Origin of the sequence: Corynebacterium freiburgense, assembly GCF_030408815.1 — a bacterium.
Taxonomy (GTDB): Bacteria; Actinomycetota; Actinomycetes; order Mycobacteriales; family Mycobacteriaceae; genus Corynebacterium; species Corynebacterium freiburgense.
Genome location: NZ_CP047355.1, coordinates 682,147 through 707,798, shown reverse-complemented (window position 1 = coordinate 707,798; position 25,652 = coordinate 682,147). Strand labels below are relative to the sequence as shown.

Below are 25,652 nucleotides of genomic sequence, written 5' to 3'. Positions count from 1 at the left end.
GTGTTCTCAGTCTCCTTAGGCCGGTTCGACCTTAACGGTCTGCGTGCGGCCACCCACAGTGACCTTGTAATTAATAGGTTCGCGGACTGCATTTGCAGCACCCGAAGCTGCAGCTTTCTCCTTTTCCAGCTGCTCGGCAGTCTTGCCCACATTTTTTGGCCCTTCGGGGCGGGTCTTTAAAAAGCCGGGGGCAACACCTGGGAAGAGTGCAACAGTAAGCACATCTTCATCGGAGCCATCAAAGCCTTCCAAACTAGCGGCTTCTTCGCGGAGTTTATCCCATTCTGGTGCCAGTAAATCAGCCGGGCGAACAGTAATAGATTCCTTCTTGGTTTGTGCTTCGGCTTGTTGAATAAGCTCCGGGTTGCGCTCACCAATACATTCGCCATAATAGCCAAGCATAAGGTCGGCGAATTCAGCGGTCATCACCTTGTAGCGGCCCATAAGCACATTAAATACGGCTTGGGTACCTACAATTTGGGAAGATGGCGTTACAAGTGGCGGATAACCTGCATCTTTACGTACAACTGGTACTTCCCGCATCACATCATCGATACGGTCACCTGCGCCTTGTGCACGCAGCTGCGACTCCATATTGGAAAGCATGCCGCCGGGGATTTGGGAAAGGAAAATATCCGTATCCACTAAAGTTTTTGATTCAAACTCAGCATACTTCGGGCGAATGGCTTTGAAATGATCGCGGATTTTAATGAGCAAATCCATATCAAGGCCGGTTTCATACCCAGTGCCTTCAAGCATTTCCACAAGAGATTCGGTTGGGTTATGCCCAGGCCCAAGGGACATGGAAGAAATAGCCGAATCAACCACATCGGCGCCAGCTTCAATAGCCTTCATAAGGGTAACCAGTGTGACACCTGTAGTGGAGTGGCAGTGCACATTGATTTGGGTATCTTCACCGTAGGTTTCTTTAATGCCGCGAACAATATCGTAGGCGGGTTGTGGCTTTAATAGGGCGGCCATGTCTTTCAAAGCAATGGAATCTGCACCCATATCAAGCAGGCGACCTGCTTGTTGGATATAGCCCTCAACCGTATGCAATGGGGAAACCGTATAACAAATGGTACCTTGTGCATGCTTACCAACCTTTTTCACGGCCTGCATGGCGTGTTCAAGGTTGCGGTCATCATTGAGGGCGTCAAAAACACGGAATACATCCATGCCGTTTTCGGCGGATTTTTCTACGAATTTATCAACCACCATATCCTCGTAGTGGCGGTAGCCAAGGAGGTTTTGCCCGCGAAGTAGCATTTGCAGGCGACTATTCGGCATGAGTTTGCGGAACGTCCGTAACCGTTCCCATGGGTCTTCATTGAGGAATCGAATACAGGAATCGAAAGTAGCGCCACCCCAGCACTCAACGCTCCAATAGCCTGCTTGATCGATTTCCTCACAGATACCGACCATGTCTTCAAGGGCCATACGAGTGGCCATCAGGCTTTGGTGCGCATCGCGCAAGGCGACTTCTGTTACGCCAATTTTTCGTGGACTCATACCCTCAAATCTATTGCAAACAAGAACACAATGCATTTCAAGAAACCAACACAACCATGCCCGATTCACCCCATGAAAAGCCCGTTTTATGCCCGACCAAAAAAATTTCCCCTTTTCAGGACTATTTGCGAGCTATTTTGCGTTACAGAGAGCAGACCCAAGAAACGCAACTGTTCCCCGAATTTAGTGAAAAAGATCGCACTAAGAAAGGCTTGAGATGACCTCAAAAAGGCGCATTATCATCGGAGCTCTTGTCGCTTCTGTAGTCGTTGTTGTTGGAATCGGGTTGGCCGTATTTAAGCCATGGCTGTTGTTTGTTAATACCGAAGTCAATGACACCGTTCCCAGCGTCAGCGCCCAGGCGAACTCCTCTTCACCAGGCGATTCAAAAGAAAACGGTAGCGCTCCAAGCGGACCAACGATCGTTGCTGAAGGGGAATTTATTTCCCATGAGCACACCACTACAGGTACCGCTCGTATTTACCAACTGCCCGAGGGCAACTACCAACTTGCGCTCGAAAACCTGGACACTTCAAATGGACCCGATGTAAGGGTCTGGCTCTCTCAAGGCCCCGTAATTGAGGGCACCGCTGGATGGACCACCGCTGGCGAACACCCCCACCTTGATGTTGCACCTATTAAAGGTAACCGAGGTACCCAGGTCTATGACCTCCCTGCGGACTTTAACCCCGCAGACTGGCCAACTGTGGACTTATGGTGCGAAGATTTCTCCGTCTCCTTCGGCGCTGCCGCTCTCAAAGCTCTCTAAGTTGCTTTTCGACGCCCTGCCTTCCGGACATGCCCGGTTCAAGGCAGGGTTTTTTGATTGTCTGTGTTTTCCACTACAGATGGGCATACCCAAGAACCACCAAAACAAACGCCACAATAACGCCTGTAGTTTTGGTTACTGTCTCTTGGTTTTCCCGCGCCCATACAAATCCCCTGCCCAAAAATCCCTCCGGATGACGGCGTATATACCCAACCGCAATCGCACATAGTGCCGGAAGACTTAACGCTAAGGTTGCATAGAGAAACAATGTGATATAGCGAGTAAATACGGTAAACCCACCCGCTGATAATAATAAAAGCCCTCCGTAGAATGGTGCTGAAGTCAGTGATTGCACTGCCCCTAGAATTACACCCATAAGCACGGTTTTTATCGATGGTGTCCGCAACGGCACCAGTATTTTTTCCACCAATCCATTCGATTCCCCACCGCGAAACGCCATTACCAATACAAAGACACCGGTAATAATTAATAACCATCCAAATATTGGTGAATACACGAGTGATTGAACCGTATCCCCGATGGCGTCGAAAAACACCAAGCACAATACGGAAACTGCGAATACGCCTAACCAGTCCCCAGCGACTAATAGCGAAGCCGTACGACCATACTTCTTTGGTAGCACCACCCCAATGCCCACAATTACGCCAATTAGCAGTGCATTCACGGAATCAATGAGTGCGAATGTGAGCACTGAGAGCATTAATTCGACCTTTCTTTACTGCGGCCCGAATCGATTCATCCAAACGAGGCCACGAAATACATGTGCTGCCGTCTATATTCGGAACTCGAGATTTCGAACCCTAAGTAAACAGCGTCCGCACACAGTATTCCGTTACACGCAGCACAACTTGAGATACTACGTTTACATACAGCGCCTGGATGCAGCTCTTAAGTAAATTTAATGGACTGAAATGACTCTCACGCTCACAATTGGTGCCTGAACTTCCTTGGAAAAATGCCCGGAAATTGCACGTTGAACGTCCTCAACGGTCCCTCGAATGCTCGTTCCTTTTTCCAGTGAAACCTCAACTGTGATTTTGTGCTCATCTTCTTGAATAAGCACGCCGAAGCGCGCATTAGATGTATTTCCCTGCCTCAACCTGGCATCAAGTGTCCGCAGCGCTGTTCCCACACTGGCTTGGATACCACGGACACCCGGGACTGCTTCAACCAAATCCACAATGTCGGTGGCCCTGAGTTGTATAGGTTTATTCGTCATGTAGATCCTCAATATGAATATCGATCTCTAACTCATATAACCCAAGCTGCTCTGCACACGCTGTTGCAATAGCATTTCGCACATTTTGTGCAACTGCTTGATAATCCGGGCAGGTAACTCGGACCGAAATATAGCAAACTAAGCGTTCTGGTAAGCCACGTTCAAAGAACGCTTGGTTTTCCTCATTAGTAATAATGTCACTATGGAGCGCTAGCGCCCCTTCAATAGAATCCACACTTACACGAACTAAATTTCGTAATGTCAATTCAGAGATGGAATACGGCCCGAACGCTGTTGGGGGCATTTGCACTTGGCGCCCGTATTTTACTTCCGAACGCACGGCCTCTTGAATCGCCGTGATTACCCGCGACGATAACTGGACCGATTCATCACCATTTCGCTCGAGTTCAGTCCACTCATCGTTCACTTTTCGTAGCAGGTCAAGGTACTCTTGAGAAGTATCTTCGTCGAATACTTTTTCTACATCGGCCATTCCCGTCACCTCCAATCCTTCATGCGGTCAATGATCGCAGAACGCGCACGCGCAATCCGCCCTCTGACGGTTGTTTCGGAAGCTCCAACGATCGAGGCGATTTCACGGTAGTTTTGGCCGTCGATTTCATACAGTACCCAGCACGCCCGATTCCGAGGTTCAATAGTCTGAAGTATTTCTGCAAGCGCTTCCAATTGCGCATTTACAACGGCGGTCCGAGCCGGATCACTGACATGACTTGTGGTGTGTTGCGGCTGAGTGTTGTTCTGTGCTGATACTTCAAGAGACTGCACCTCCGCGCTCTCCGTTGCCCTTCGAGCACGTTTCCGCACAACATCAATGGCCGCTCGTGAAGTTATTTGCGAAACCCAAACAGAAAAAGCATTTGGGTCTTCGAGCAGATGTATGCGCCTCCATGCCGTCATCAGCGACTCTTGAACTACATCTTCTGCATCCATTCGATCATGGATAATCATATAGGCGATTCGAAATAATCGAGCCTGGTGGATATTGATTAATTCGCAAAAGGCAACATCATCGCCATCCTGCGATCGCACGACTAGCTGACGCTGTTTTTCTGTATGTAAGGCCATATAATTCCTAGCGGGGTTCTGATCGCGCTGCTACCTGCGACCCAACCTTGAGCCGCTTAGACGTTGATCCACTGCCAGAACCCAATTTCACCTGAAGGTCAAGTCGCTGCGGCAGCACACCGAGCGATGCTTGAATAGCATTGGCAAGACCAGCACGAGTATGGCGAACAACCCAATCAACCTGGGAATCTTCCGCAACGGTAATTTCGGCTTGTAACCAAGGAGCACGAGCGCTACCGCCAAAGTATACCGATGAATCTAAAACCCCCGGATAATTATCAACAATCTCTTGTAATGCTCGTTCAAATACTTTTGGCTCAATTGATGCAAGCAATTGATCTTGATCATCGGTGATCTGTATATTGCTCGTCGCGGGAGATTTAGGTATCTGACCCCAAAGCACCACTACACCAAACACTAGGCAAAACACCGAGACAGCGAATGCCACCGGCAGAATCCAAGGTTGATTCATCGCTGCAAACTCAGAAAATGTTTGATGCCCATCTGGAAGAAATTGCTCTCCTTGCGGCCATGTTTCATTCAATGATGTTGAGGCAGTGGCGATCCATGCACCAGCGATCAATAAGAGTAAACCGCCAATAGCCAAGGCAAAGCGATTACGGCCCCGAGAAATTGTACGCATTGAGAGTTCCTCTCTATTTCGTAGTCATTAGCGAACTTGTTGAACGCGAATCTGTGGACGAACCGGGCGTACTGGGCGGAAGCGTTCAATTGTGTCATTGACCACTGCAATAGCACGTTGCTTGACCGAGTCAATAGCATCAATCGGCGTAGCAATAGAAACCCTCAGTTTACGGCCCCTGAAAGCGACACGGACCTTACTTACGCCATCGACTAACTCAACCCGGCGCTGGACCTGACGGGCAAAATCCCTACGAGACATCGCGGTTTTTCCTGGCAAATCATCAGTGCATACTTCGCGGTTTGCTGGATCACCCGGAATCAGAGCACACAGCAGCAAGCACAAACCGAGCAGTGCAAGTGCTACAGCAATAGCGGCAATCCCAATATCATTGAGTCGAATACTTGCAAGCCATTGCATTGTTTCTGCGACCTGTGATGGCCAAAAGTGGTTTATCAACTTCCCACCAAAAATCCATGCGCCTAAGCCACCAATAACAAGAGCGAATAGCGCTAGGACAATGGCTGGAATAGTTCGTGGTGGACGTAGTATCAATGTATCGGGGCTGCTCATAATAACTCCCGCCGTTCTGCTACTGCACCGTGTAACCACGACACCTTTACATCCATGTGCCCGACTTGAAAGCCGGTGAGTTCCAATACTCGCGATTCCACATGCGTGCGAACACGATCCAGGATCGAAACCAAATTCATTGGAAACCCAATGCCAATGTTCATTCGAACAACGACTGTATTTCCGTAAATTTCCACGTCTACATCAGGTGACGTTTCAAAATCTCGGTGCGATCCAATACCAAGGAAACCACCAGATCCGGAACCTATCCCTGGTACTTCAAATGCGGCCTGCTGGGCAATTTTAGAAATCACTTTCTCCCGGACATTGGTATGCCCGCGAGTTTCTAAGTGGCGTTTCCCAACAGTCAGTTCACTTGTAGAGGTCATTGCTTACCCCTTCCACAAGTTATTGGCCCCGCGAATTTCAATGCGTCCTTCTGCAATAAGCCCAATGGCGAATCCTATAAGCGCAAACAAACCAACCAGTAAAAATTGGCCAAAGGTTCCAAACGCAAATACGGCACCAAGAAGCAGACCAATAAGTAATGCAAACTGCGAAGTTTTCATAAGAACTCCTTTAAGAAAAATGCCTACGTTGTGCCTTTATAAAAGGCACAATTGTTTTACAGGGCTTCAGTTATTGGAGCTCGGTATCGCGCTTTTGCTGAGCATCATCATCGTCTTGTGGAACATGAACATCAACCACATCGATATTGACTTCAATGACCTCAAGTCCGGTTGCAGACTCAACCTGCTCAATAACATTGCGACGAATTGCATTCCCAACCTCGACGATTGAATACCCGTACTCGATAACAATCGTGCAGTCAATCGCGGTTTGAACTTCACCTTTTTCCACGCTAATGCCGCCAGCAACATTCGTTTGCGCGTTTGGGATTCGCTCACTTACTGCGGAAAACGCACGACGCGCCGCATTGCCCATGTCATACACTCCAGGCACTTCCCGGGTAGCAATTCCGGCAACCTTTGCAACGACCGTGTCTGAAAGTGTGGTCACTCCACGCTCGGTTTGCAGCGGCCCCTGCAGTTTCTTGGCATGGTCGCCTTGACGTGCATCCTGCTTGTCAGCTTCACGGTCCCGTTGTACACCGGTCTGTGGGATCACATTGTCACTCATAATCTTTTCCTTTGCTCGAAGCATCAACATTCGCTGACGCGTTTGAAAGCGGACAAAGGTAAGACGTGATCAACGCACAAACCCTCACGTGAAATTTTAGTGATTTGAATCACATAAGTATTTTGTTTACTCCGTCTTTAGAGAAAAACATAAAGAAGACTCATTGTTACCACCGCTCCGACCAGGTAATTCAGCCAGAGAAATACCCGCCAGGCACGATTGACTTCTTCGCATGTGCAATCAGTAATATTCCAGAAGCGCAGCGCATTAGCCACATACCCAAGCCCCGCAACCCCAACAATCCAACCAGGTGAAGGCAAGAAAAATAGTAGTAGCGCAGTAAGAAGATACGCTACAGCGGACAATCGCGTTATAGTGCGGGCTCCAAAGGCTGTGACGATCGACGAAAGACCACCCTCACGATCAGCCTTTACATCCTGTACCGCTCCCAGGGCATGGCTGGCCATGCCCCAAAGGAAAAATGCGACGACGGCCACCCAAAAATAACCAGGTACCGGCAATTCCCCTTCCCGAATTGTGGCACCAATGATAGCCGGTGTGACAAAGTGAGCGGAAGACGTTACGGAATCAAGGACGGGGCGCTCCTTAAAACGTAGCTTTGGAGCAGAGTACGCCACCACGGCAGCAATAGATATGAACAGCCAAAACACCGACTGTGCAGTGCCCGTAATACTCATTACGGCAATAAAAGGCAGCGTCGTTAGCACGGAAGCCCATAACAGGGGCGCATGCATTGACTTTGGTAGTACTGCCCCTTCAACACCACCTTTGCGGGGATTACGAATATCAGACTCATAGTCGAAGACATCATTGATGCCATACATGGCAATGTTGTACGGGATTAGGAAAAATACCACGCCAACCCAAAACAACCAGTCGATCCGGTTGCCAACAAACAAATAAGCCACGCCAAAAGAAAAGGCAGTGTTCACCCAACTAATAGGACGTGAAGCGGCAAGAATACTACGAAAGATACTCATCGCTTTCCGCCTAGCCATAATGCGGGGATAACTAGAGCGGCGAAAATGACATAAAAGAAGTCTTCTACCGGCACTAACCCCAATTGAAGACCCAGGTGTTGCTCCTCACCGTAACCAACAAGCTCCGCCAGAATCATAAGGTTGTCAAAGATAGCGGTAAGCACCAATAGGACAGCCATAACTACACCTGTAACCATCCACTGTCGAGGGCTTGTGTGGCGTCGCCACCAGGCAATCGCTAGAGCTATACAAAGGAAAGGGGTACTGATAAGCAGGTACGTCATGTGCTCACCTGCCTGACGGGGGCGTCGAAAAGCAAACGTGCGCTAGACGTAAAGTTCATGGTCAGATAGGTAAGGAAAAACAGGAAGATCGGCTCCTCCAGAGGCAACTCTGGCGCCAATTCAATGCCAGTCATATAAGGCGAATTCCCACGATAGAAGGATCCCGTGGCAATTCCCAAAGCATCCCACACCAGAAATGCGCCGACCATAATCAGACTGATACAACAAGCGCGGCGGAAGTCTTGGAAAAAGTGAGTCCCCAGCGCAAGTCGCAAAGCACCATGCACCCCAGAGCCACCAGCAAAATACTTAGATATATAAAGGCCATGTGCTTACCTCCAGCGAAACACACGGATAGGAAATGCGTTGGCGTAACCGAGCAAACCACGTGCCGCCAATCGCCTATGTGGAGGGTGCCTGCGCCAAGCACGCAGAATAGTATGCATTCCTCTACGAAAACGCCGGAGCATTTGCCTGGTTCCATACAGTGCCCGAGGATCCATATCAAGAGTCAGATCGGGTTGAAACCATACCGTTTCATCAGACCTCACCTCGAAGGAAATCTGCATATCTTCATGCGATTCAGTATCCGAAGAATCAACCTCATCTCGAATCTCCTGCCACCATGAAGCACGCACCGAATAATTGGTCCCAAACAGTGGGTAATGCCCTAACGCTAAGCCAACGCTGCGCCGATAAGCGCCCAAATATATAGAGCTAGCTATATCCCCCAACCACCCAGGCACCTCAAACCGTGCGACCCCAGTAACGCCAATAACACGGCGCCCAGCAGAAAGATCCGCAGCAGCCCAGGCGGCACGAAGCTTAGAAATATAATCAGAAGGGGCAACCACATCCGCATCAATGCGAGCAAGAATCTCGCAAGAAGCCGCATCGAAACCAGCTCGGGTCGCCCAAGTAATGCCGCGGCGCTCCTCGCTGACTACGCGCGCACCTGCAGCTATGGCAACCTCTACGGTGTTATCAGTAGAAGCATTATCCACAACAGTGACTTCGTCCGGAGGTGTGTGCTGCGCCGCCAATGATTTAAGGCAGCGCCGAAGTAAAGCTGCATCATTAAAACAAGGAATAACAACGCTAATCGAGTGCAACGACGGCTGACCAGCCGCATCCCATTTCGAACACCGACGCCCCTCTAATGTATCTAAGGAAAGATCCGTCTTATTGTTCATAGTTACCCTCGGGCGGTCCGTCCTGCAGGCTGCTAACACCACGCTAACAGAAAACGCACCCGCGCTTATCGACGCCGCGGAAAGCTGCCGCAGCCTACATATTTCGGCCTCCCGGCAAAATTACATCTAAGCGTGACAACCGCAGCTTGCTATAATTATATTTTCTACCGGAAGAGAACCATTGGCGTTTAACGAGGTAATGCATGAGCGCTGATCTTTACTACAGCCCATATACACCTTGAGCGTTTTACCCCTAAAAACTAAAGACTTTTGCGCAGGCATTGCAATTGCAGAAAGGAGCGCTTTTATGTCATCCACGGCTCTGTTATTGACGCCACGTAAAATCGGCTGGGGTTTAACTGCATTAAGCTATATTTTGCCAGGATTTTTCTGGTGGAACACTGAAGGCTACGAATGGACCCATGCTGTCTATGTGGCGATAATTCTGCTATCCGTAGTGGTCAATATAATATTTGCGATCAAGTTTAAATATTATGACCTTTGGGCCGGAGCACTATTTTCACTTACATCACTATTCACCATTTTCTGGTGGCACGCACCGTTTTTCTCAGTGAGTTGATCAGAATGCCTATAGCTAACCCCTCGTTTATTATCCGCTACGCCCGAACACTTGGTTGGGGACTCACCGCCCTGGCATACCTTTTGGCATTTGCTTGGCTCAACCAACTATTTGGGCCCGCATCCCGAGAAACCACCACCATCATGTGGGCCTTGATTTACGGGATAATCATTATCACCGCCGCTATTTTACGGCTAAGCGTGGTATCCAAATGCCACGACCTAGTGTTTGCCGGGATACTTGCGTTTTACTCCACAATAATTCTCGGATTCGGCGGTGACATTATCAGGCCGCTGCTCCCCTAGCGCGTGGCGTCCGCTACCCCCTAGCGCGTGGCGTCCGCTAATACACCCAGGAAATACCAACACCCTTTTGCGCCAAAATGGGACCCTCTGTCAAGCTACACAATTGCGGCGATATGTTCGACATATAATAATCGGTTGACTTTGAGTTCAAACTTTACTTCAGTGCCCGATGGCAGCCGCAATTGTTTATCCACCAACCACCCAGAGTCCACCTTTCCCGCAGCACAAAAAGGCGATTCAGATTATTAACACTTTCTGCAGCATTATAAACCTGACACTCTGAATCACTTTATATTTCAGTGAAAGTATCTTCGAAAAAATAAAAAGTTCGAAATAGTGTGCGATATAGCCATACAGGAAACACCATTCCACCCGACTATGAAACACATCCGCCCTACATATTGCTAAAAATAAAGCAATAAACACCCCTGAAGATTGATTCCACAGCAACACTAGACACGAAACAAAACTACTGCTTACCTGGATAGCGGAGTTATATTACCTCCAATCTAAGCCATCTTCACCTAAAGAAATCGTCCTTTTTAAGGAGAAAATTCATGAAGATCAAAAAACTTCTCACTACAGGGTATAAATCTGGGTAAAGATATATGTACCTGCGATGAAGAATTCGTGAATAAATTGCGAAGCCTTCGTGGCGAATATCCGTCGGAGAAAGATCGTCGTGCTCGAACATATCTCGAGGCGGCGATATTTGGAACCCCTCGCTATCACGACTGCTACTAATATTGTAGCCATCCGGAAGTATACCAAGCGGAACCAATAAGTAAGACCAGGCAAAGCCAAAGCACCCGCTGCAGCCCCCTCCAATGAAAACGGCCGTCATACGCTGCGTAGGGCCAGCTGCGGGCGCGGCAACCTTAAAGGTTGCAACTAAGCCACAAATTACCCACAATTACTACCATTTAACAAATAATAATTTCGATCAGCACAATACATTGATAAAATTAGCATACTGACGGACAACAAAATTAATCTAAAAGCACTTCCCATTGGCCAATAAAAATCAGGTGAGACTATTGCACAAGTCTGTAACAGCACGTAAAGTCGGATGGTCCTTGACGTTCCTAAGTTATATCGCTGCGGGAATTATTTGGGAGATCACCGACATGCAAATTTTATGGCTAGGAGATATATTTTTAGGCGTGATTATTATCAGCGTAGTTTTTAATATTTTCTTCGCAATAAAGTCTAAATACCATGATTTGTGGGCCGCCGCCGTGATATCACTAATTTCGTTACCAACCTTATTTATGTGGGCAGTGCCCTTTTTTTCCGAACATAATTGAAAGTGGTGAACTACACAATGCAATTAACACATTCGAAAACACTTATACGTTACGCCAGGCCAATAGGTTGGGGACTTACGGCAATTGCATTTCTCCCAGCCGCAGCCTGGCGCTTTGAGTTTTTTGGCCCAGCACGCTCAGTCTATACATTAATGTGGTTAATGATATTATGTGTTGTAATCATTACATTCTGCATCATCCTGCTAGCAAACAAGAGCAAATGCCACGACCTAATTCTTGCAGGACTTATAGCCTTTAATGCCCCACTAATAATGATAGTGCTGCCCAACTATTTCAATTAATTTAACCGTCACAAAAGTTCATTACAGATTTTTGGGGACAATGTGCCCAAAAAAATAAAACTTAATGATTAGGCGATTTCCACCAACGTAAGCGTAAGAATTCTCGATAGTCAACCTCAAAATTTGTCTGTTGTAAGGTTCATATTATACAACTAAATAGTTGCATAAATCCGTATAGCTTCACATTCTTCGATTTTAATCTTTTTATAAAAATTATTTAAAGCTACTATCGGTCATAAATAGTTACCTAGAGACGTTACAACATGCAGAATTATTGCGTCTGTGAATAACACTAATTGCAAGATAGAACCTTACTACTGACTAGAAATAGGCAAGATTTTACCCCCTTTTTTCAACTGCCCATAAAGTCGTTACGTCCCTCACCTTCCTAATCTACATAACAGCAGAAATATCCGGAATCACATTAGCAGTTTTCTTGATACTATGATCAATGGCCAAAAACTCCGAAATTCATTGCGAGAAGACAACCAGCTTCAACAAACTCTAATAAAGTCAACGCAACGATCACGCTCCAGCTTGTTGGCGATGAATCATAGAAAAGAAATCCCCTTTACAACTACCGTGAACCAGATCAGACGCATTAAGACAGTGAGTCACGTGAGCCTGAATCCACATCACGTGACAATTCTAATCTAACGCTTACTTTTTTAATTGAAATATATTTCAATATGATCAGAAGTTGAATAGTTATTCAAACTCAAAAATGGTACTTGGAAATGTTCGAAGGTTATTCAATCGCAAAAAATCAGCATATAAGAACTCCTGCCCCGCAAAATCATTAATTCCCCTGGCCAGTATTCTACGGAGGATTACCATTTGTTAAAGCACACAAACACAAGTAACGAGTATGTGCATGCGACACAGCGAATATCCCTGGAAATAAAAAGTGAGCGTCGTAAGCTGCCTTGAATCGGCGCTCGCTCTGTACTAAAACCAAATCTCGGGGGCATATGAACTAATATAGTATAAAACTCATAATAATACGAAGGAGTGATTCATGTGTTTATTACACCACGAAAAATTGGTTGGTGCTTAACGATACCAAGTTACATCTTGGCCTTTTTATACTGGTCAAACCTAAATGGCCCCACATGGCTCCATTACGTGAATATAGTTGGAATTCTAATATGCTTTCTAGCAATCGTATTTCTTGCCATAAAATTTAAGTGCTACGACCTTTGGGCCGCCGCATTATTCTCATCCACTTCATTACTTGTTGTTGTTGGATGGGCTGCCCCGTATTTCTCCGCAAAGTGATACTAATGATTCAAAACAACAAGGCAATTTTTATCCACCACGCTCGACCAATAGGCTGGGGGCTCACGCTCTTCTCTTTGGTTCCTGCCAGTGCATGGGCTTTGCATCCACTCTGGCTTCCAGGCGAAAACTACACAGCACTGTGGTTTTTGATCTTTTGTGTAGTAGCAATCTCCGCCACTATTTTAACGCTAAGTGTGAAATCAAAAAGCCACGATCTGATTATCGCCGGTATACTAACCTTCTATTCTCCACTCTTGATTTTCTTCATAGTCCCTCCTTTAGCGCCCTTATTCTACTGATTTACAACCGCGATTTTAAATGTAAGAATGAGGTTCCCCATGTTTTTACAGCACGCAAAATCGGCTGGTTTTTGACATTCCTAAGCTATATCGCTGCAAGAATTATTTGGGAAATTGCGGACATGGAAGTTACTTGACTAAGTAACATTTTTTAGCGTAGTTTTTCAATGTATTCTTTGCAATCAGGCCAAAATCCTATGACCTATAGGCAGCAACTATCTTCTCATTGATTTCATTACCAACGTTATTTATGTGGTCAATCCCATTTTTCTCAGAACACCATTAAAAGCTCTGGATTAAAGGATATAGCAAACATTTTCTAGATGCTAAACTCCTGATATTAGCACATACAATCTACATATTAATATGACGCACTGCAGCTGTTAAAGTTTGCCTTTGGAAGAAATAAGTCCATTGCAGATTTTCAGGTCTGAACAAGTTTGGCGTTTTCCAATACCGCATAGAGTTGCAGACTCGCCAACAATCCCTGATATCACAGACACGATGCGCAGCTACACAAGTTAGTAAGTTAATGAGTGAGGTTCCGCATCCACCCTCCTTTGATAGACCCCCCATTGAATTGAACACTAGTTCGCAAAAGGAGTTTTCTGTGAGGATTGGGATACAACGCTAATGCGCATCCGTAAATCACCTCACGGAGCCACAGTATTCCAGGCGTTCTACCTCACCTCAAATTTCGCGGAAACAATGCAAAGCTTGTGCATTGTTCTCGCAGTATTCGCGGCGACACAAAGTCCGGTGTGGGTTGGGGTGATTGGCGCCACCGCATATCTTCCCGGGGTCATTGTAAGTTTGTTGTTCCGTTCGCTTGCCGACGCCCCGGGCGCTGAACGACGCCTCGCAACTTCGAATTCTCTTTTGGTTGCGGGTGCCATTGTCTTAAATACTTAGCCCTTCACACCCGATCTACCTGACCATCTTTGTTATTTCCCAATCATCTTTGAGTATTGTCAAAGCATTTAATAAAGGCTACGCAGGACGTATCATTCGCATACATTTTCCAAGTTCCGACGGCTCCAAGATCCTCCAGAGAGCCACATCGCTTGGCATTTTCGGCGGCCTTGCTGGCGCTGGCACTACCGGCTTAGTCACCGACTCATTGGGCATAACCTGGTGTTTTACTTTCTCTGCCGCCCTCTACATACTTTCGCTTGTCTTTGCAAAACTTTCGTTATCCCGGTCTTCAAATGATCTGAAGCCCACAACAACATCACCGAAACCAAACCCTCACCAAGGAAGTCCCAAGCATCTCACTCGATTAATGACCCTCGTACTCGTGTTCTCCGTGCCAAGCAGTGCTTTTCTCCCTTATCTCAACACGCTCATTGTCCCTCTTGCAGATTCCCTCCAATCAACCGCGAATGCAAATAGTGCTTCCTTGGTGTCCGTTTTAACCCTCGCCACATCGGCCGCTGGTATCTTCGCTGGAGCCATTCTGGGAACTGACCGCCTTCCCCTGCCGATCACGCTCAACACCGCGCTCCCTCTTGCCGCAATCAGCTCTTTCGGGCTGGCTTTTATCACCTCCCCCTACACGGCAATCACCTTAATCTTTTTCGCCTCTCTCTTTGGAACTGCCCACGTACTGACCATGCAAGTTTTGACCAACCAAGCGCCACCAGCGGACCAAGTCGCGAGCTTCACCCTCCTACGCAATGCATTCGCTGGCTTATCCAAAGCTGGGGCGTCAATTATCGCAGGTAGTATCGTTGCCACCGGTGATTTGTCCCTCGCTTGGCATATCGCATCAGTCATCCTCGTTGCTGCAAGTACAACTTGGTTATTGTTTGTCCGCTCACACGATCTTAAAGCAAATCACTAGCACTGATTTACTAAACATACCGGCCAACATGTGGGAACGGGACGTCGATAAGCTATGAAATAGTCCGCCCCCTCGCAAGCTACATAGTGCCAAAGAAGTATTTACTCGAGCTTTTTCTTTTAATATCCTTTGCGAATGCGGCGCGAAAGTGCAGTAAGTGCCCGCGGCACAATGAACGAACGGAAATTCAATGGGCCAAATACTTGGGGCTAAAAAGCGACTGGTTAATATCACCCCTCCGCGGTTTTATTGAAACTGAGCCGCAAGCACCGAGGGGCTTATATTAAAAGATATTGCCAAATTAACCGGGGTGCGACCTTTTGCTTTTACTTGTCCCCCTTTGCACTGCCACCAAGGAACGCACACCAAGCAGATAGCCGTGAAATGCTTAGGGAAGGTCTGGGCAAAGTCTGGGAAGGACGCTGACACCTGGCAGAGGTAATCTGAGTTTACATAACCTCGCGGCCTTATAACATTGCGCGCATTTTAATTTTTCCCTGTAAGGCGTTGGAATACGGCTATTGCATGCCGCTACCCACAAAATCCAGAAATCGCCTAGTTTAGCTGCTGCACAACTGGTACAAAAAGGGCATGTTTTTAAAAAACCTGTCTATTTTGTATCAACCGAAGATTTTTGACCTTGGGTTTTGCCGCCACCCCTGGTACAAAAAGGGCATGTTTTTAAAAAACATTCCTATTTTGTATCACTCCCCCGCCTAGTAATACTTAAAAGAAGCACCCCGAAACACCTGTACCCAGAAACTATCTCGCTTTATACCGAACGCCAACCGACGTGCAGGTGTCCCCCACTCAGCGAACCTCATCTTCCCACAAGGCAGTGTATGCGGACCAAGGTATGCGGTCTGGTGTCATTGTAACTTGTTCACCATTTCGGATTTTGCGGTCTTCTTCGCGAGCGTGAGGGGAGATAATATCGATCACCACTTCAGCAACTCGCTTTACATCGCTGTCATTTACACGTGCACTGAGTGTTCTGATTCTACGCTCACCTACTGGAGTGTCTGGGTGTTCAAGCGCCCACTGCTCAAAGAGGTAAGGTTCCGCATCTCCATCATGAAATTGAGGCTGTATATCGCTTCCAAAATGGGCACTGAGCTCTTTTAGAATCCAGGCTTCATCTTTGGGGAGAATCAACATTGTTACCAGTGATTTCAACTCCATAGCCTTCGTTACCCTTCCAATGGAGAAAACCCTCGTGCTAGGTTTCTCTAGCACGAGGGTTTTACGTGGTAGCGGGGGCAGGATTCGAACCTACGACCTCTGGGTTATGAGCCCAGCGAGCTACCGAGCTGCTCCACCCCGCGTTGGGTGATTATTCACCGTTGCCGTATTTCTTGGCAACGATGAACTACTTTACACACGTTACTAAACCTGCGCAAATTTCACCTTTGAGCTGGCATTTTACTGGTTTGCTTGGAAGTCCTTTACGGCTTTATCAAGTTCGTCCAGTGCTTTGCCGTATTCCTCAAAGCTACCGTTTTTCGCCTGTTCGAGTTTCTGCAAGGCTTTGTTAATTGCTTCTACTCGTGATGCTTGGTCGCCCGAGGTTTGAGACGACGGTTTGTCGCTACTTGGTTTATCCGTATTGGTCTTATCTGCTTCTTTTTCTGGGTCTTTGGTTTCTCCTGCCGTTACTTCGGATTCTGCCAGGTCACTAGCCTCTTTTGGATCGATCCCCACTTGGCTAAGTGCTTCTGCGATTGTTGGCGCATAGCCCACTTTGCCGTCATAGGAGACGAGCACTCGCAGTAGCTTAGGGAATGCAGAGGTTTGGCCTTTGCGCTGTGAATAGATTGGCTCCACATAGAGGATTTCACTATCTCCAACGGGCAGAGTCAGGAGGTTACCGTTTTTAATGTCATTAGTAGCTTCCCAAAGACTGCGGTCACGGGCGATTTGGTCGGAAGACATCATAGTGTCTTGAGCCTGCTTGGGACCTTGGGTTTGGGTATTCGTCGGCAAGACTCGAACAGTGATGCGACCGTAGTTGTCTGGGTCGGAGCTTACGGACATATGGGCCGCCAAGAATTCACGCTTAAGGCCACGGAATGGGGTAATGAGCTGGAAACTTGGTTTTCCAGTTTCCGGGTCTGCGGCTACAACATAATAAGGCGGTTGGTTGGGGGTACGCTCGTCGTCGGTTTTTTCTTTGGAGTTGGGGTCTCCTGGAACCGACCAGAAAGCGTCGTTGGTAAAGAAGACACCAGCGTCATCAACGTGGTAGCGGGAAATCATTTCTCGCTGAACTTTGAACATATCCTCTGGATAGCGGAGGTGTTCCATCAGGTCTGCAGAAATATCGCTTTTTGGTTTTACTGTATCTGGGAAAACACCACGCCAGGCCTTTAGTACGGGATCTTCGGTGTCGAATTCATAGAGTTCCACCGTGCCGTCGTAGGCATCCACAACTGCTTTCACAGAGTTGCGAATATAGCCAACTTCTTCGTTGACGATCGGGGTTTGCAATTGACCGTTGACGGTCTGGGCGTCGGTAATTGCCTGGTTAAGGTTGGTCCTTGAGGCATAAGGCAGGCTATCAAGGGTGGTGTAGCCATCAACGATCCATTTAATGCGGCCGTCGATCACGGCTGGGTAGGTGGTGTTGTCGGTTTCTAGCCAGGGGGCGACCTTTTCTACGCGAGTACGTGGGTCACGCTGGTAGATGATTTTCGAATCTTCGCCAATACGGTCCGAGAGCATCATATTGAGCTCTTGGTAGCGCAGTGCGAATGCCACCCGGTTCATAAACCCGGAAATATCTACGCCGCCACTACCGTCATAGGTGAAGTTAGAACCGTCGGTATCGTATTCTACGGGGTCGCTTCCTGCAGCACCGACAATGGCGTAATCCTCAAGTGGTGCCACATTGGAAATCACTGGACCATAGTAAACGCGCGGTTGGTCAACCTTAATGCCAAGCTTTTCGGCGCGTTCTTTATCGCTTTGAGCCTGCAGGTCAGACACGGTGTACACGGGATAGCCACCACGAGTTGAGCCTACATCTCGGGCAACCTCATCTACTTTATTGGCCGGAGCGGCAACAATGCCATTGCCATGGGTATATACGGTATGGCGGTTAATCCAGTTCTTTTGGTTTTCGCTTAAAGACTGCGGATCAAGCTCACGAGCTGCAACAACATAATCGCGGAGTTCCCCATCCACGGTATAGCGGTCCACATTAAGGTTTTTGGGGAATCCATAGAAATTCTTTAGTTGCTGTTGCTGGGTAAACGTTGCCGAAAGAATCTCTGGATCAAGCAGACGAATATTCGAAAGTGTAGCCGCATCGTTGGCTACTTGGTCGCGGACTTCTTTGGCATCCTTGCTTTTATCTGCACCCCAGTTTTTTACGTAATTTACCTTGTCATTGGTAATACCGTAAGCAAAGCGTGTGGCCTGAATATTTCGGGAAATAAATTCAGCTTCTTTGGAGGCACGGTTTGGTTTTACGGAGAATTCCTCCACCATAAGCGGCCAACCATTGCCTAGAACCAGGGAGCTCAGCACCATAAGTCCGGTGGCCAGTGCCGGGATACGCAAATCTTTTAGGACTACTGCGGAGAAAAACGCCAGTGCGACCACAACCGCAATCACCATAAGAATGATTTTTGCGGGAAGTTCGGCGTGAATAGCAGTAAAGCCTGCGCCGGTAAAAATATCGTTTTTTACATTCAGTAGGTCAAAGCGGTCAAGCCAGTAAGTTATTACTTTTACCAGCATCCATAGGCCTGCGGTCACAGCGAGTTGGATGCGAGCGGCATTGGAAATATGGCCTTTTTGGCCGAGGGCTTGGTTGCCTACGCGAATACTTCCAAAGGCATAGTGGCCTACAAGCGCGATAAGAAACGCCACAACTAAGAGTGCGGAAACGGATCCGGTAACAAGGCGCAAAAATGGCAGCGTAAAGGCATAAAACCCATAATCCATATTGAATTGCGGGTCGGCTTGCCCAAATTCACTTCCATGCAGAAACATTTGCACGGTTCGCCAATTGCTCTGACCTACTAGTCCAGCAAGCACTCCTATAGTGAGCGGCAGGAATAGCAAGGCTTTGCGGAGGCTCGCTTCAACGCCAGCTCGGAATGCCACGATCGGATGATCTGGATCAAGACCAAATAAGTGTTCAGGTCTATTTCGAATCACCAGGTAGCCCGCGAACCATGAAATGGCGCCGGCGATAGCGGCAAAGACAAGGAATAAAATAATCCTGGTAAAGAGGACTTTGGTAAATACCCCACGGAATTGAACTTCACCAAACCATAACCAGTCTGTGTAGTATCCAACGAGCCATGGGACAATAAACACCAACAGGAACACTGTGGCGATAAGGAAACTGATCACACGTGGTGGTCGCTTCACGGGTGGTGTAAGGCTAGTAGCCAACTCCAACTCCTTTTGGGGTTATGGTGCCGAGTATCCTTACTACTTTACGCAGTTACGCTAAGGCAAGGAATTTAACGGTCATGTCCAAGCTGACAATCCAGGCTCTCAATAAGGCTATGCTTGAGGCCGTCGATTTTATTCACGCCGAGGGTTGGGATGCGCACCCCACTCTCTTTGCGCTGGTCCCCAGCGAATTGCTTATCGACGCCCTGCCCGCTGAGGATGACGCCCCGCTTACGCTGGTGGTCCAAGACGACCTTCCGGAAAACCTCGGTGGTGGCACAGACGAACTCGGGGATTTTATTTCCCGTCTGGCATGGCCAGAACAGGTCGCAGGTGTGATTCTAGCGCAAGAAATCCAATTCGCTGTACCCGATTCACCGGATGCCCCTCGTCCCGCTCGTTTGTTCTCGGGAGTCCTGCGCGGTGGCATTGATCAAACGCTCTTACAAATTCGGCCGTCTGAAGAGGAATTGGACAAGCCGTTTGCGGATGACCACGTGGAACTTCGCGGCGGTACAGGTGTGGCTCCTGGGGTAATCACCGCGCTGCGATACACACTTGGCGAGGGTGAACTGTAGATTTAAGGTACAAGAGTTGATTTCAATCTTGCACAACCAGGAGAAATAAAGTGTTGCACAATCGCTTGTGGGTTTCAGTGCTAGCAATAGGCACCTTGGCCTGCACTCTTACCGGTTGCTCACCTGAGGAAAACCCAACACAACAAACTCCAACCACAAGTGCTGTTACCTCGACAACATCAGCTGAAAGCACCACCTCAAGCACGCCTGCAACTTCCACCACCGAGACGTCGACAAGCAGCGCAAAAAAGACCGGAATGGAAGAGAAATCCGTAAAGGAAGCCTACGATCTTTTCCAATCGCTGGCGCCGAAATCGCTTTTTGAACAGTTGGAAAGCTGCATGCCTGGCGGAGTAGATAAATCTATGCAATGCTCCGGCACGGAAGTCGGGCAATTCCAGTTTTTTGAATCCGAAAATAAAGCAGTGACCACGACCCAACTACTAACAGAGCTGGATTCCTCCCGCATTGTCGAACGCGATGACGACAAACTTATCGGCTGGTCATCATTGGGTTCCACCGCTGTTATTACCGTGGTAGACACTAAACGCGGTTTGGTTATGCAGCAGATGATGAGCGCCGATAAGCAGGAGCCCAAAGATCGAATCATTGAACTTGGACTCCTAAAGAATCAAGAGCAGGTTGAAACCTCAGAGCCTTCCGAATAGTTTTTCAATTGCTGGATCGCCTGGTCCAAGTCTGTGATTTTCAGCACAACCATATCGCCGGTATCTCGGCTGACAGCTTCCGCGCAATTCGCCTCCGGAGCAAGAAATACCTCCGCCCCTAAATCCCGCGCCGAGCGAACTTTATGCGCAATACCGCCAATCGGGCCAACTTTGCCATCCTCCGCAATTGTGCCCGTACCAGCCACAAACTTGCCACCGCCCAAATCGCCAGGGCTGAGCTTATCTACCACTGCCAGGGTAAACATTAGACCCGCGCTAGGACCACCAACCTCCTCCAGATTATATTTCACGCGCACTCCATCGGCTGGTTGCACCATCATAGTGACACCAAGCAATGGCACATTTTTATCTTCTGGATGTTCACCAAGTTTAATTTCTTTGGTGATTTCCTCCCCGCGCTCACCTTCCTTCGCCTGTGAATCCTTCCGAATACCCACTTCAACGGTATCCCCAGGCTTATGCTCTTGAACGAACGCACGTACTAAAGCTGGTTTATCCACAGGAATTTTATTAATACTGGTAATTACATCACCAGATTCGATTTCTTTTGCGGCAGCTGAATCTTTGGAAACATCGGCAACGGAAACCTCAATTGGACGATTTAAATATTGCATTGCTGCCAATGTGGCGGTGGAACCAGACGTTGAAAACGCAATAGAGTTTTGCTCCCGCACCTCTTCCTCAGTGAGCTCCGGTGGGAAAATATGCTCGATTGGCACGAGGGTGTCATCCGTGGTCAACCATCGGACCAGCGCTTGGGAAAGCGACATTCCATGGCGTACCGAGACTGTAGTCATATTTAAATTGCCATGCACATCATCGGTTTCAGTACCTTTAATGTCCACTACTTGGACACCATCGACATCACCCAAAGTGTTAAAACTTGGGCCTGGCCCCTCCGCAGCATATGGAACCGTTAATGGAATATCCGTTCCCGGAATGTGGTCGGAGACAACCAAAGTAGTAAACGCAGCGACTGGTAGCGCGCCCCAAAGGAAAGTACGAAGGAGTTTCACAGGGCACTACCCTACCGTGTTCGCTAACAGCGTCCCTAAGATACATAGTTTCCATAGCTCAAGCACGGTACGTTGGAAACCATGAATAGCAACGGCTTCGGTTTTAACCCAAATAACGATGACGATGACGAAGATCGCCGCAACAACCAGAATCCGTTTAGCATCTTCGGATTCGGTAGCAATGGTTTTCAAGGCTTCCACGCCAGTAGCTCCGGTTCCGGTGCAGGGGACGGTGGCCTCGGCGATATTTTGAACCAGTTTGGCCAAATGCTTTCTGGCTTTGGTTCAAGTTTTGCCAATCAGGAACCCGGTAGCCCGGTGAACTATGAAATAGCCGAACGAACAGCCGAACGAAGTATTGGTAATGTTCCGGCTCTTAAAGAATCCGACCGGGCAGCCATTGATGAGGCAGTAAAACTAGTAGAACTCTGGCTCGATGATGCCACGATCCTGCCAACCTCAAATAGCCGGGTGGAAACCTGGAACGCATTAGACTGGCTTCGACAAACCCTACCGATGTGGAAACGCATGGTTACACCGGTTGCCCAACGGATGAATGAATCCCAGTTAGATAATGTCCCTGAGGAAGCTCGGGAAATGCTCAATGCAGCAGCAAGTATGATGCAACAAATGTCCAGTATGCAAGTGGGCATTGAGTTAGGCCGTGACCTGGGCGAACTAGCAACCCAAGCACTATCTGGCTCGGACTTCGGTGTCCCAGTATCCCCCACCGGAGTGATCGCCATTTTGCCGGGACATATGGCAAAGATGACTAAGGATCTTCCGGTACCTCCGCAGGACGCCATGGTGTACCTGTGCGCATTGGAGGCGGCCCGCCAGCGACTATTTAAACACGTGCCATGGCTTACCGAACGTCTTATCGCTTCAGTAGAAGAATATGCTGCCGGGTTAGAAATGGATTCCTCCCATGTGGAAGACGCCTTACGGAATATCAACCTCGAAGGTGATTTCACCCAAATTCAAGATGCAATGTCCCAGCTTCAGGACTTTGATTTTTCCCCACGTATTACTTCCCGCAATGCGGGTGCCACTTCACGGTTAGAAACCTTGCTTGCGCTTATCGAAGGTTGGGTGGAGTACGTAGTTACGGAAGCACTTAGTGAACGTATCCCGTCAACCATTGCCATGAATCAGGCTTGGCGACACCGCCGCGCCACCGGTGGATCGGCAGAACAGGCGTTTTCAAAAGTTGTGGGAATCGAATTTAGTGCACCAAAAGTCAGTGAGGCTTTGGAGTTGTGGCGTCGCGTTACGGTAGCAGTTGGCGCCCAGCGTCGCGACAAGATTTGGGATCACCCTGATTTCCTTCCAGTGGCATCCGACCTAGAAAATAGTGCCGAATTCATTGATGGGCTCCTCGCCGAAGGCGACGATTTCGATCCGATTGCCGAAATCGATGCCTTAGAAAAAATGCTCGCAGAGGAAGCCGATAAGAAGGACGACACCGCCACAAAGAATGATGGTGAAAATAACGACGAAGACCCTAAGGACGACGATACAAAATCATAGGTCCTAGCAGCCTCAACCCACCGTCATAGTGATTTGTAATCACTTAAGGTCGTCGGTGCGATATATGCGCTGTGCAACGAAGCGGAGCGGATAGGTAATCACCACGGGAAGCAACACCCACACGGGCCAGAAATAGTGAAATCCTTCACTCATAGCGACAATGGCCCAGATCATCGCACAAATGACAAAGGAGCTGGCAGTGACATAGAACGGAGTGCTGTACACATGAATCATAACTTTATTGTGTGATGCAGCCATCTCCTTTTGTTGCTCTTTTGCACGAATAAGCGACCATGGTTCTTCCAGGTCCACAATAAATGCGCGAGCTGCCAGTGGAGTGCCAGCGTTAGCGATTCCTTCAAGCCGACGATCCAGGTCATGTACATCAATCCAACCATTGGCAAAGGCGGTTTGAACTATTTTGGTGGCTTCAGCATGAGCAGTAAGATCCCTGGCAGATTGTGATTCAGGCACTGGTTGCGGGACGCTCATCTAAATCCTCCTGGTTACTCACATTGTGCGACTACTCACCACCATACCGTTGGTAAGCCTCCAGGAATCCTTTCGCGCGTTCAGCATGCGGCGCCCGGTCCGCCCACGACCAGAATTCCTTGGTGTGACCACCACTGACAAAGGTGTGGACAAGTTCATGCACAATGACCGCCGCTAGCACGTAGTCCGGCACGGTTTGCAGACGATCAGAAATGCGGATATCACCAGTTGCCGGAGTGCAAGAGCCCCAGCGTTTCTTTTGGTTTGCCACCCAGCGGATACTACGGAATTTTGCCCGCCCTTCGAGGAGTTCCGCATTAAGCTTTTCGGCGAGCTCGGCGAGCTGGGCGTCGACACGCGGTGTGCGGCGCTGCAACCTAGCCACCACGCGGGCCACAATCTCAGCCTCCTCAGCAGCACCCAATGATGCAGGCACCCGAACCTGAATCCGGCCATCGACAAACTGCGCCTGCACACTACGCCGACGCCGCGCCGACCTAATAACCTCAACCTCAGGGGTAGCCATAACAACACATTGTATTTACACTCAAATCATGCACGGGGAGGACAATACAATTCAGCTTTCATCAGCCACCCAACTACATATTCGCCCAGGCCCAGCTATACAATTCGGCACCGACCCACACCACGCAGGCATTTTCGACGCCCTCACCCCCACCAATGTCAAAAGCGTCGCGCTCGCACTTCTTACCGCCCGCAACCCCGTACCCCTCAACACCATAACCGTCGGCCTTACAGCAGCAGGACTCACTAAAACCGCAGCACAAAGCCTTATCCAGGACCTACTCAACTATCGAATCCTCCAACCCAAGCCACCACACCAAACCATAATCATCCTGGGAAACAACCCACTAGCACGCCACACCACCAACACCCTCCAAAACAGCGGACTCACCATCCGCCAACCCATCCCCGAAGAACACACCAAAGACTTCCTCGACCGAATCCAATACGAAAAACCCACCCCCATAATCGCCATCCAACAACCCATCAATATCGCTGAACACCTCAAACACCCAAACCAAACCTGGATACCAGCCACCATCACCGACGGCCAAGGACACATCGGCCCCCTCCACATCAAAGGACAAGGCCCCTGCCCCATGTGCTACGAACTCCACCAAACCCAACAAGACCCACACCGGAACAAGCTCCAACCTTGGGAAACCCCACCCCCACCAAACCAAATCCTCCTCCAAACTACCGCCGCACGCATAGCCACATGCGCACTCACACTCCTAGAGCAACACGAGGAGCCACCAGGAACCCCACCCCTCCAACTCACACCAGGCGAAATCCAAACCATTAACCCCTACGCAAACCATATCCAACGTACCTACATCCAAATCCACCCCACATGCCCGATCTGCTGGGAACGCGAAACGAGCAAATAGTGGTTTGGGGGTGGTGGTTTGGGGGTGGTCGGGTATCTGTTCGTGCGGCTGATCGTGTAGTGGTCGGAGTGCTGGCTGAGCTGCTATTCGGGGGCTGTCACAGATTCCATTTTTTCGGCTGTTTTTATGGAATTTGTGACACGATAGGTAGGGAACCTGTCACAGAT

The 25,652-nt window shown here is 48.6% G+C and carries 27 protein-coding genes and 1 tRNA gene; 8 read left to right on the top strand and 20 right to left on the bottom strand.

Annotation, left to right across the window (positions count from 1 at the left end):
- Positions 1-15 precede the first annotated feature (15 nt).
- On the bottom strand, positions 16-1,512 hold the full coding sequence (locus tag CFREI_RS03250; protein ID WP_027011434.1) for a methylmalonyl-CoA carboxytransferase subunit 5S: 1,497 nt from the start codon (positions 1,510-1,512) through the stop codon (positions 16-18).
- Positions 1,513-1,729: 217 nt separating this feature from the next.
- Between CFREI_RS03250 and CFREI_RS03245 the strand changes: the two genes are divergently transcribed.
- On the top strand, positions 1,730-2,281 hold the full coding sequence (locus tag CFREI_RS03245; RefSeq protein ID WP_205618435.1) for a DM13 domain-containing protein: 552 nt from the start codon (positions 1,730-1,732) through the stop codon (positions 2,279-2,281).
- A 73-nt stretch (positions 2,282-2,354) separates the two neighbouring features.
- Here CFREI_RS03245 and CFREI_RS03240 read toward each other — a convergent pair whose 3' ends face one another.
- From CFREI_RS03240 to CFREI_RS03180, 13 genes are all read right to left on the bottom strand, one after another.
- Positions 2,355-3,002: a membrane protein gene (locus CFREI_RS03240; RefSeq protein WP_027011436.1), complete on the bottom strand. Its 648-nt coding sequence runs from the start codon at positions 3,000-3,002 to the stop codon at positions 2,355-2,357.
- Positions 3,003-3,200: 198 nt separating this feature from the next.
- Positions 3,201-3,521, bottom strand: coding sequence for a hypothetical protein (locus CFREI_RS03235; RefSeq protein WP_051255728.1), 321 nt, complete (start codon positions 3,519-3,521; stop codon positions 3,201-3,203).
- The gene (locus CFREI_RS03230) at positions 3,511-4,014 is read right to left on the bottom strand and encodes a hypothetical protein (RefSeq protein WP_035111151.1); all 504 of its coding nucleotides are present in this window, start codon (positions 4,012-4,014) and stop codon (positions 3,511-3,513) included. Before CFREI_RS03230 ends, CFREI_RS03235 begins: the two co-directional genes overlap by 11 nt.
- A gap of 5 nt (positions 4,015-4,019) precedes the next feature.
- Positions 4,020-4,607: an RNA polymerase sigma factor gene (locus tag CFREI_RS03225; RefSeq protein WP_027011438.1), complete on the bottom strand. Its 588-nt coding sequence runs from the start codon at positions 4,605-4,607 to the stop codon at positions 4,020-4,022.
- Positions 4,608-4,614: 7 nt separating this feature from the next.
- A complete protein-coding gene (locus CFREI_RS03220) occupies positions 4,615-5,250 on the bottom strand; it encodes a hypothetical protein (RefSeq protein WP_051255729.1) in 636 nt (211 codons plus the stop codon).
- Positions 5,251-5,277: 27 nt separating this feature from the next.
- A complete protein-coding gene (locus CFREI_RS03215) occupies positions 5,278-5,823 on the bottom strand; it encodes a DUF6286 domain-containing protein (protein ID WP_035111131.1) in 546 nt (181 codons plus the stop codon).
- Positions 5,820-6,212: an Asp23/Gls24 family envelope stress response protein gene (locus CFREI_RS03210; protein WP_051255730.1), complete on the bottom strand. Its 393-nt coding sequence runs from the start codon at positions 6,210-6,212 to the stop codon at positions 5,820-5,822. Before CFREI_RS03210 ends, CFREI_RS03215 begins: the two co-directional genes overlap by 4 nt.
- A 3-nt stretch (positions 6,213-6,215) precedes the next feature.
- Complete coding sequence (locus tag CFREI_RS03205) at positions 6,216-6,392, bottom strand: hypothetical protein (protein WP_027011440.1); 177 nt, start codon at positions 6,390-6,392, stop codon at positions 6,216-6,218.
- 70 nt (positions 6,393-6,462) lie between these two features.
- Positions 6,463-6,963 (bottom strand): Asp23/Gls24 family envelope stress response protein, encoded by a 501-nt coding sequence (locus tag CFREI_RS03200; RefSeq protein WP_027011441.1) that lies wholly within the window; start codon positions 6,961-6,963, stop codon positions 6,463-6,465.
- Between the two features lie 137 nt (positions 6,964-7,100).
- Positions 7,101-7,964 carry a prenyltransferase gene (locus CFREI_RS03195; protein WP_027011442.1) on the bottom strand — a complete coding sequence of 288 codons (864 nt, stop codon included), beginning with the start codon at positions 7,962-7,964 and terminating at the stop codon, positions 7,101-7,103.
- Positions 7,961-8,248, bottom strand: coding sequence for a lycopene cyclase domain-containing protein (locus CFREI_RS03190; protein ID WP_027011443.1), 288 nt, complete (start codon positions 8,246-8,248; stop codon positions 7,961-7,963). The genes CFREI_RS03195 and CFREI_RS03190 overlap by 4 nt, the downstream gene beginning before the upstream one ends.
- On the bottom strand, positions 8,245-8,535 hold the full coding sequence (locus CFREI_RS03185; protein WP_240483170.1) for a lycopene cyclase domain-containing protein: 291 nt from the start codon (positions 8,533-8,535) through the stop codon (positions 8,245-8,247). The genes CFREI_RS03190 and CFREI_RS03185 overlap by 4 nt, the downstream gene beginning before the upstream one ends.
- Before the next feature lie 45 nt (positions 8,536-8,580).
- Positions 8,581-9,441: a glycosyltransferase family 2 protein gene (locus CFREI_RS03180; protein ID WP_084170615.1), complete on the bottom strand. Its 861-nt coding sequence runs from the start codon at positions 9,439-9,441 to the stop codon at positions 8,581-8,583.
- Between the two features lie 585 nt (positions 9,442-10,026).
- Here CFREI_RS03180 and CFREI_RS03175 point away from each other — a divergent pair.
- From CFREI_RS03175 to CFREI_RS03165, 3 genes are all read left to right on the top strand, one after another.
- Positions 10,027-10,326 (top strand): hypothetical protein, encoded by a 300-nt coding sequence (locus tag CFREI_RS03175; RefSeq protein WP_027011446.1) that lies wholly within the window; start codon positions 10,027-10,029, stop codon positions 10,324-10,326.
- Between the two features lie 3,822 nt (positions 10,327-14,148).
- Complete coding sequence (locus CFREI_RS03170; RefSeq protein WP_027011451.1) at positions 14,149-14,427, top strand: hypothetical protein; 279 nt, start codon at positions 14,149-14,151, stop codon at positions 14,425-14,427.
- A gap of 49 nt (positions 14,428-14,476) precedes the next feature.
- Positions 14,477-15,358, top strand: a complete 882-nt coding sequence (locus CFREI_RS03165) for an MFS transporter (RefSeq protein ID WP_169719115.1) — start codon at positions 14,477-14,479, stop codon at positions 15,356-15,358.
- An 810-nt stretch (positions 15,359-16,168) separates the two neighbouring features.
- On the opposite strand, the gene CFREI_RS03160 is transcribed toward CFREI_RS03165, so the two are convergent.
- The 3 genes from CFREI_RS03160 to CFREI_RS03150 all read right to left on the bottom strand — a co-directional run bounded on the left by CFREI_RS03160 (position 16,169) and on the right by CFREI_RS03150 (position 19,762).
- Positions 16,169-16,540 carry a hypothetical protein gene (locus CFREI_RS03160; protein ID WP_027011453.1) on the bottom strand — a complete coding sequence of 124 codons (372 nt, stop codon included), beginning with the start codon at positions 16,538-16,540 and terminating at the stop codon, positions 16,169-16,171.
- A gap of 66 nt (positions 16,541-16,606) precedes the next feature.
- Positions 16,607-16,683: transfer RNA gene (locus CFREI_RS03155), tRNA-Met, on the bottom strand.
- Positions 16,684-16,780: 97 nt separating this feature from the next.
- Positions 16,781-19,762 carry a UPF0182 family protein gene (locus CFREI_RS03150; RefSeq protein WP_027011454.1) on the bottom strand — a complete coding sequence of 994 codons (2,982 nt, stop codon included), beginning with the start codon at positions 19,760-19,762 and terminating at the stop codon, positions 16,781-16,783.
- An 80-nt stretch (positions 19,763-19,842) separates the two neighbouring features.
- On the opposite strand from CFREI_RS03150, the gene CFREI_RS03145 reads away from it, so the two are divergent.
- On the top strand, positions 19,843-20,343 hold the full coding sequence (locus CFREI_RS03145; RefSeq protein WP_027011455.1) for a PPA1309 family protein: 501 nt from the start codon (positions 19,843-19,845) through the stop codon (positions 20,341-20,343).
- 50 nt (positions 20,344-20,393) lie between these two features.
- A complete protein-coding gene (locus CFREI_RS03140) occupies positions 20,394-21,011 on the top strand; it encodes a hypothetical protein (RefSeq protein WP_027011456.1) in 618 nt (205 codons plus the stop codon).
- On the opposite strand, the gene CFREI_RS03135 is transcribed toward CFREI_RS03140, so the two are convergent.
- On the bottom strand, positions 20,975-22,048 hold the full coding sequence (locus CFREI_RS03135) for a YlbL family protein (RefSeq protein ID WP_027011457.1): 1,074 nt from the start codon (positions 22,046-22,048) through the stop codon (positions 20,975-20,977). The two genes, CFREI_RS03140 and CFREI_RS03135, sit on opposite strands and share 37 nt — an antisense overlap.
- 81 nt (positions 22,049-22,129) lie before the next feature.
- On the opposite strand from CFREI_RS03135, the gene CFREI_RS03130 reads away from it, so the two are divergent.
- Positions 22,130-23,578 (top strand): zinc-dependent metalloprotease, encoded by a 1,449-nt coding sequence (locus tag CFREI_RS03130; protein ID WP_035111135.1) that lies wholly within the window; start codon positions 22,130-22,132, stop codon positions 23,576-23,578.
- A gap of 39 nt (positions 23,579-23,617) precedes the next feature.
- On the opposite strand, the gene CFREI_RS03125 is transcribed toward CFREI_RS03130, so the two are convergent.
- Both CFREI_RS03125 and CFREI_RS03120 read right to left on the bottom strand, forming a co-directional pair.
- Positions 23,618-24,070, bottom strand: a complete 453-nt coding sequence (locus CFREI_RS03125) for a hypothetical protein (RefSeq protein WP_027011459.1) — start codon at positions 24,068-24,070, stop codon at positions 23,618-23,620.
- 31 nt (positions 24,071-24,101) lie between these two features.
- A complete protein-coding gene (locus CFREI_RS03120; RefSeq protein ID WP_027011460.1) occupies positions 24,102-24,596 on the bottom strand; it encodes a M48 metallopeptidase family protein in 495 nt (164 codons plus the stop codon).
- 28 nt (positions 24,597-24,624) lie between these two features.
- Between CFREI_RS03120 and CFREI_RS03115 the strand changes: the two genes are divergently transcribed.
- Positions 24,625-25,485 carry a hypothetical protein gene (locus CFREI_RS03115; protein WP_027011461.1) on the top strand — a complete coding sequence of 287 codons (861 nt, stop codon included), beginning with the start codon at positions 24,625-24,627 and terminating at the stop codon, positions 25,483-25,485.
- Positions 25,486-25,652 lie beyond the last annotated feature (167 nt).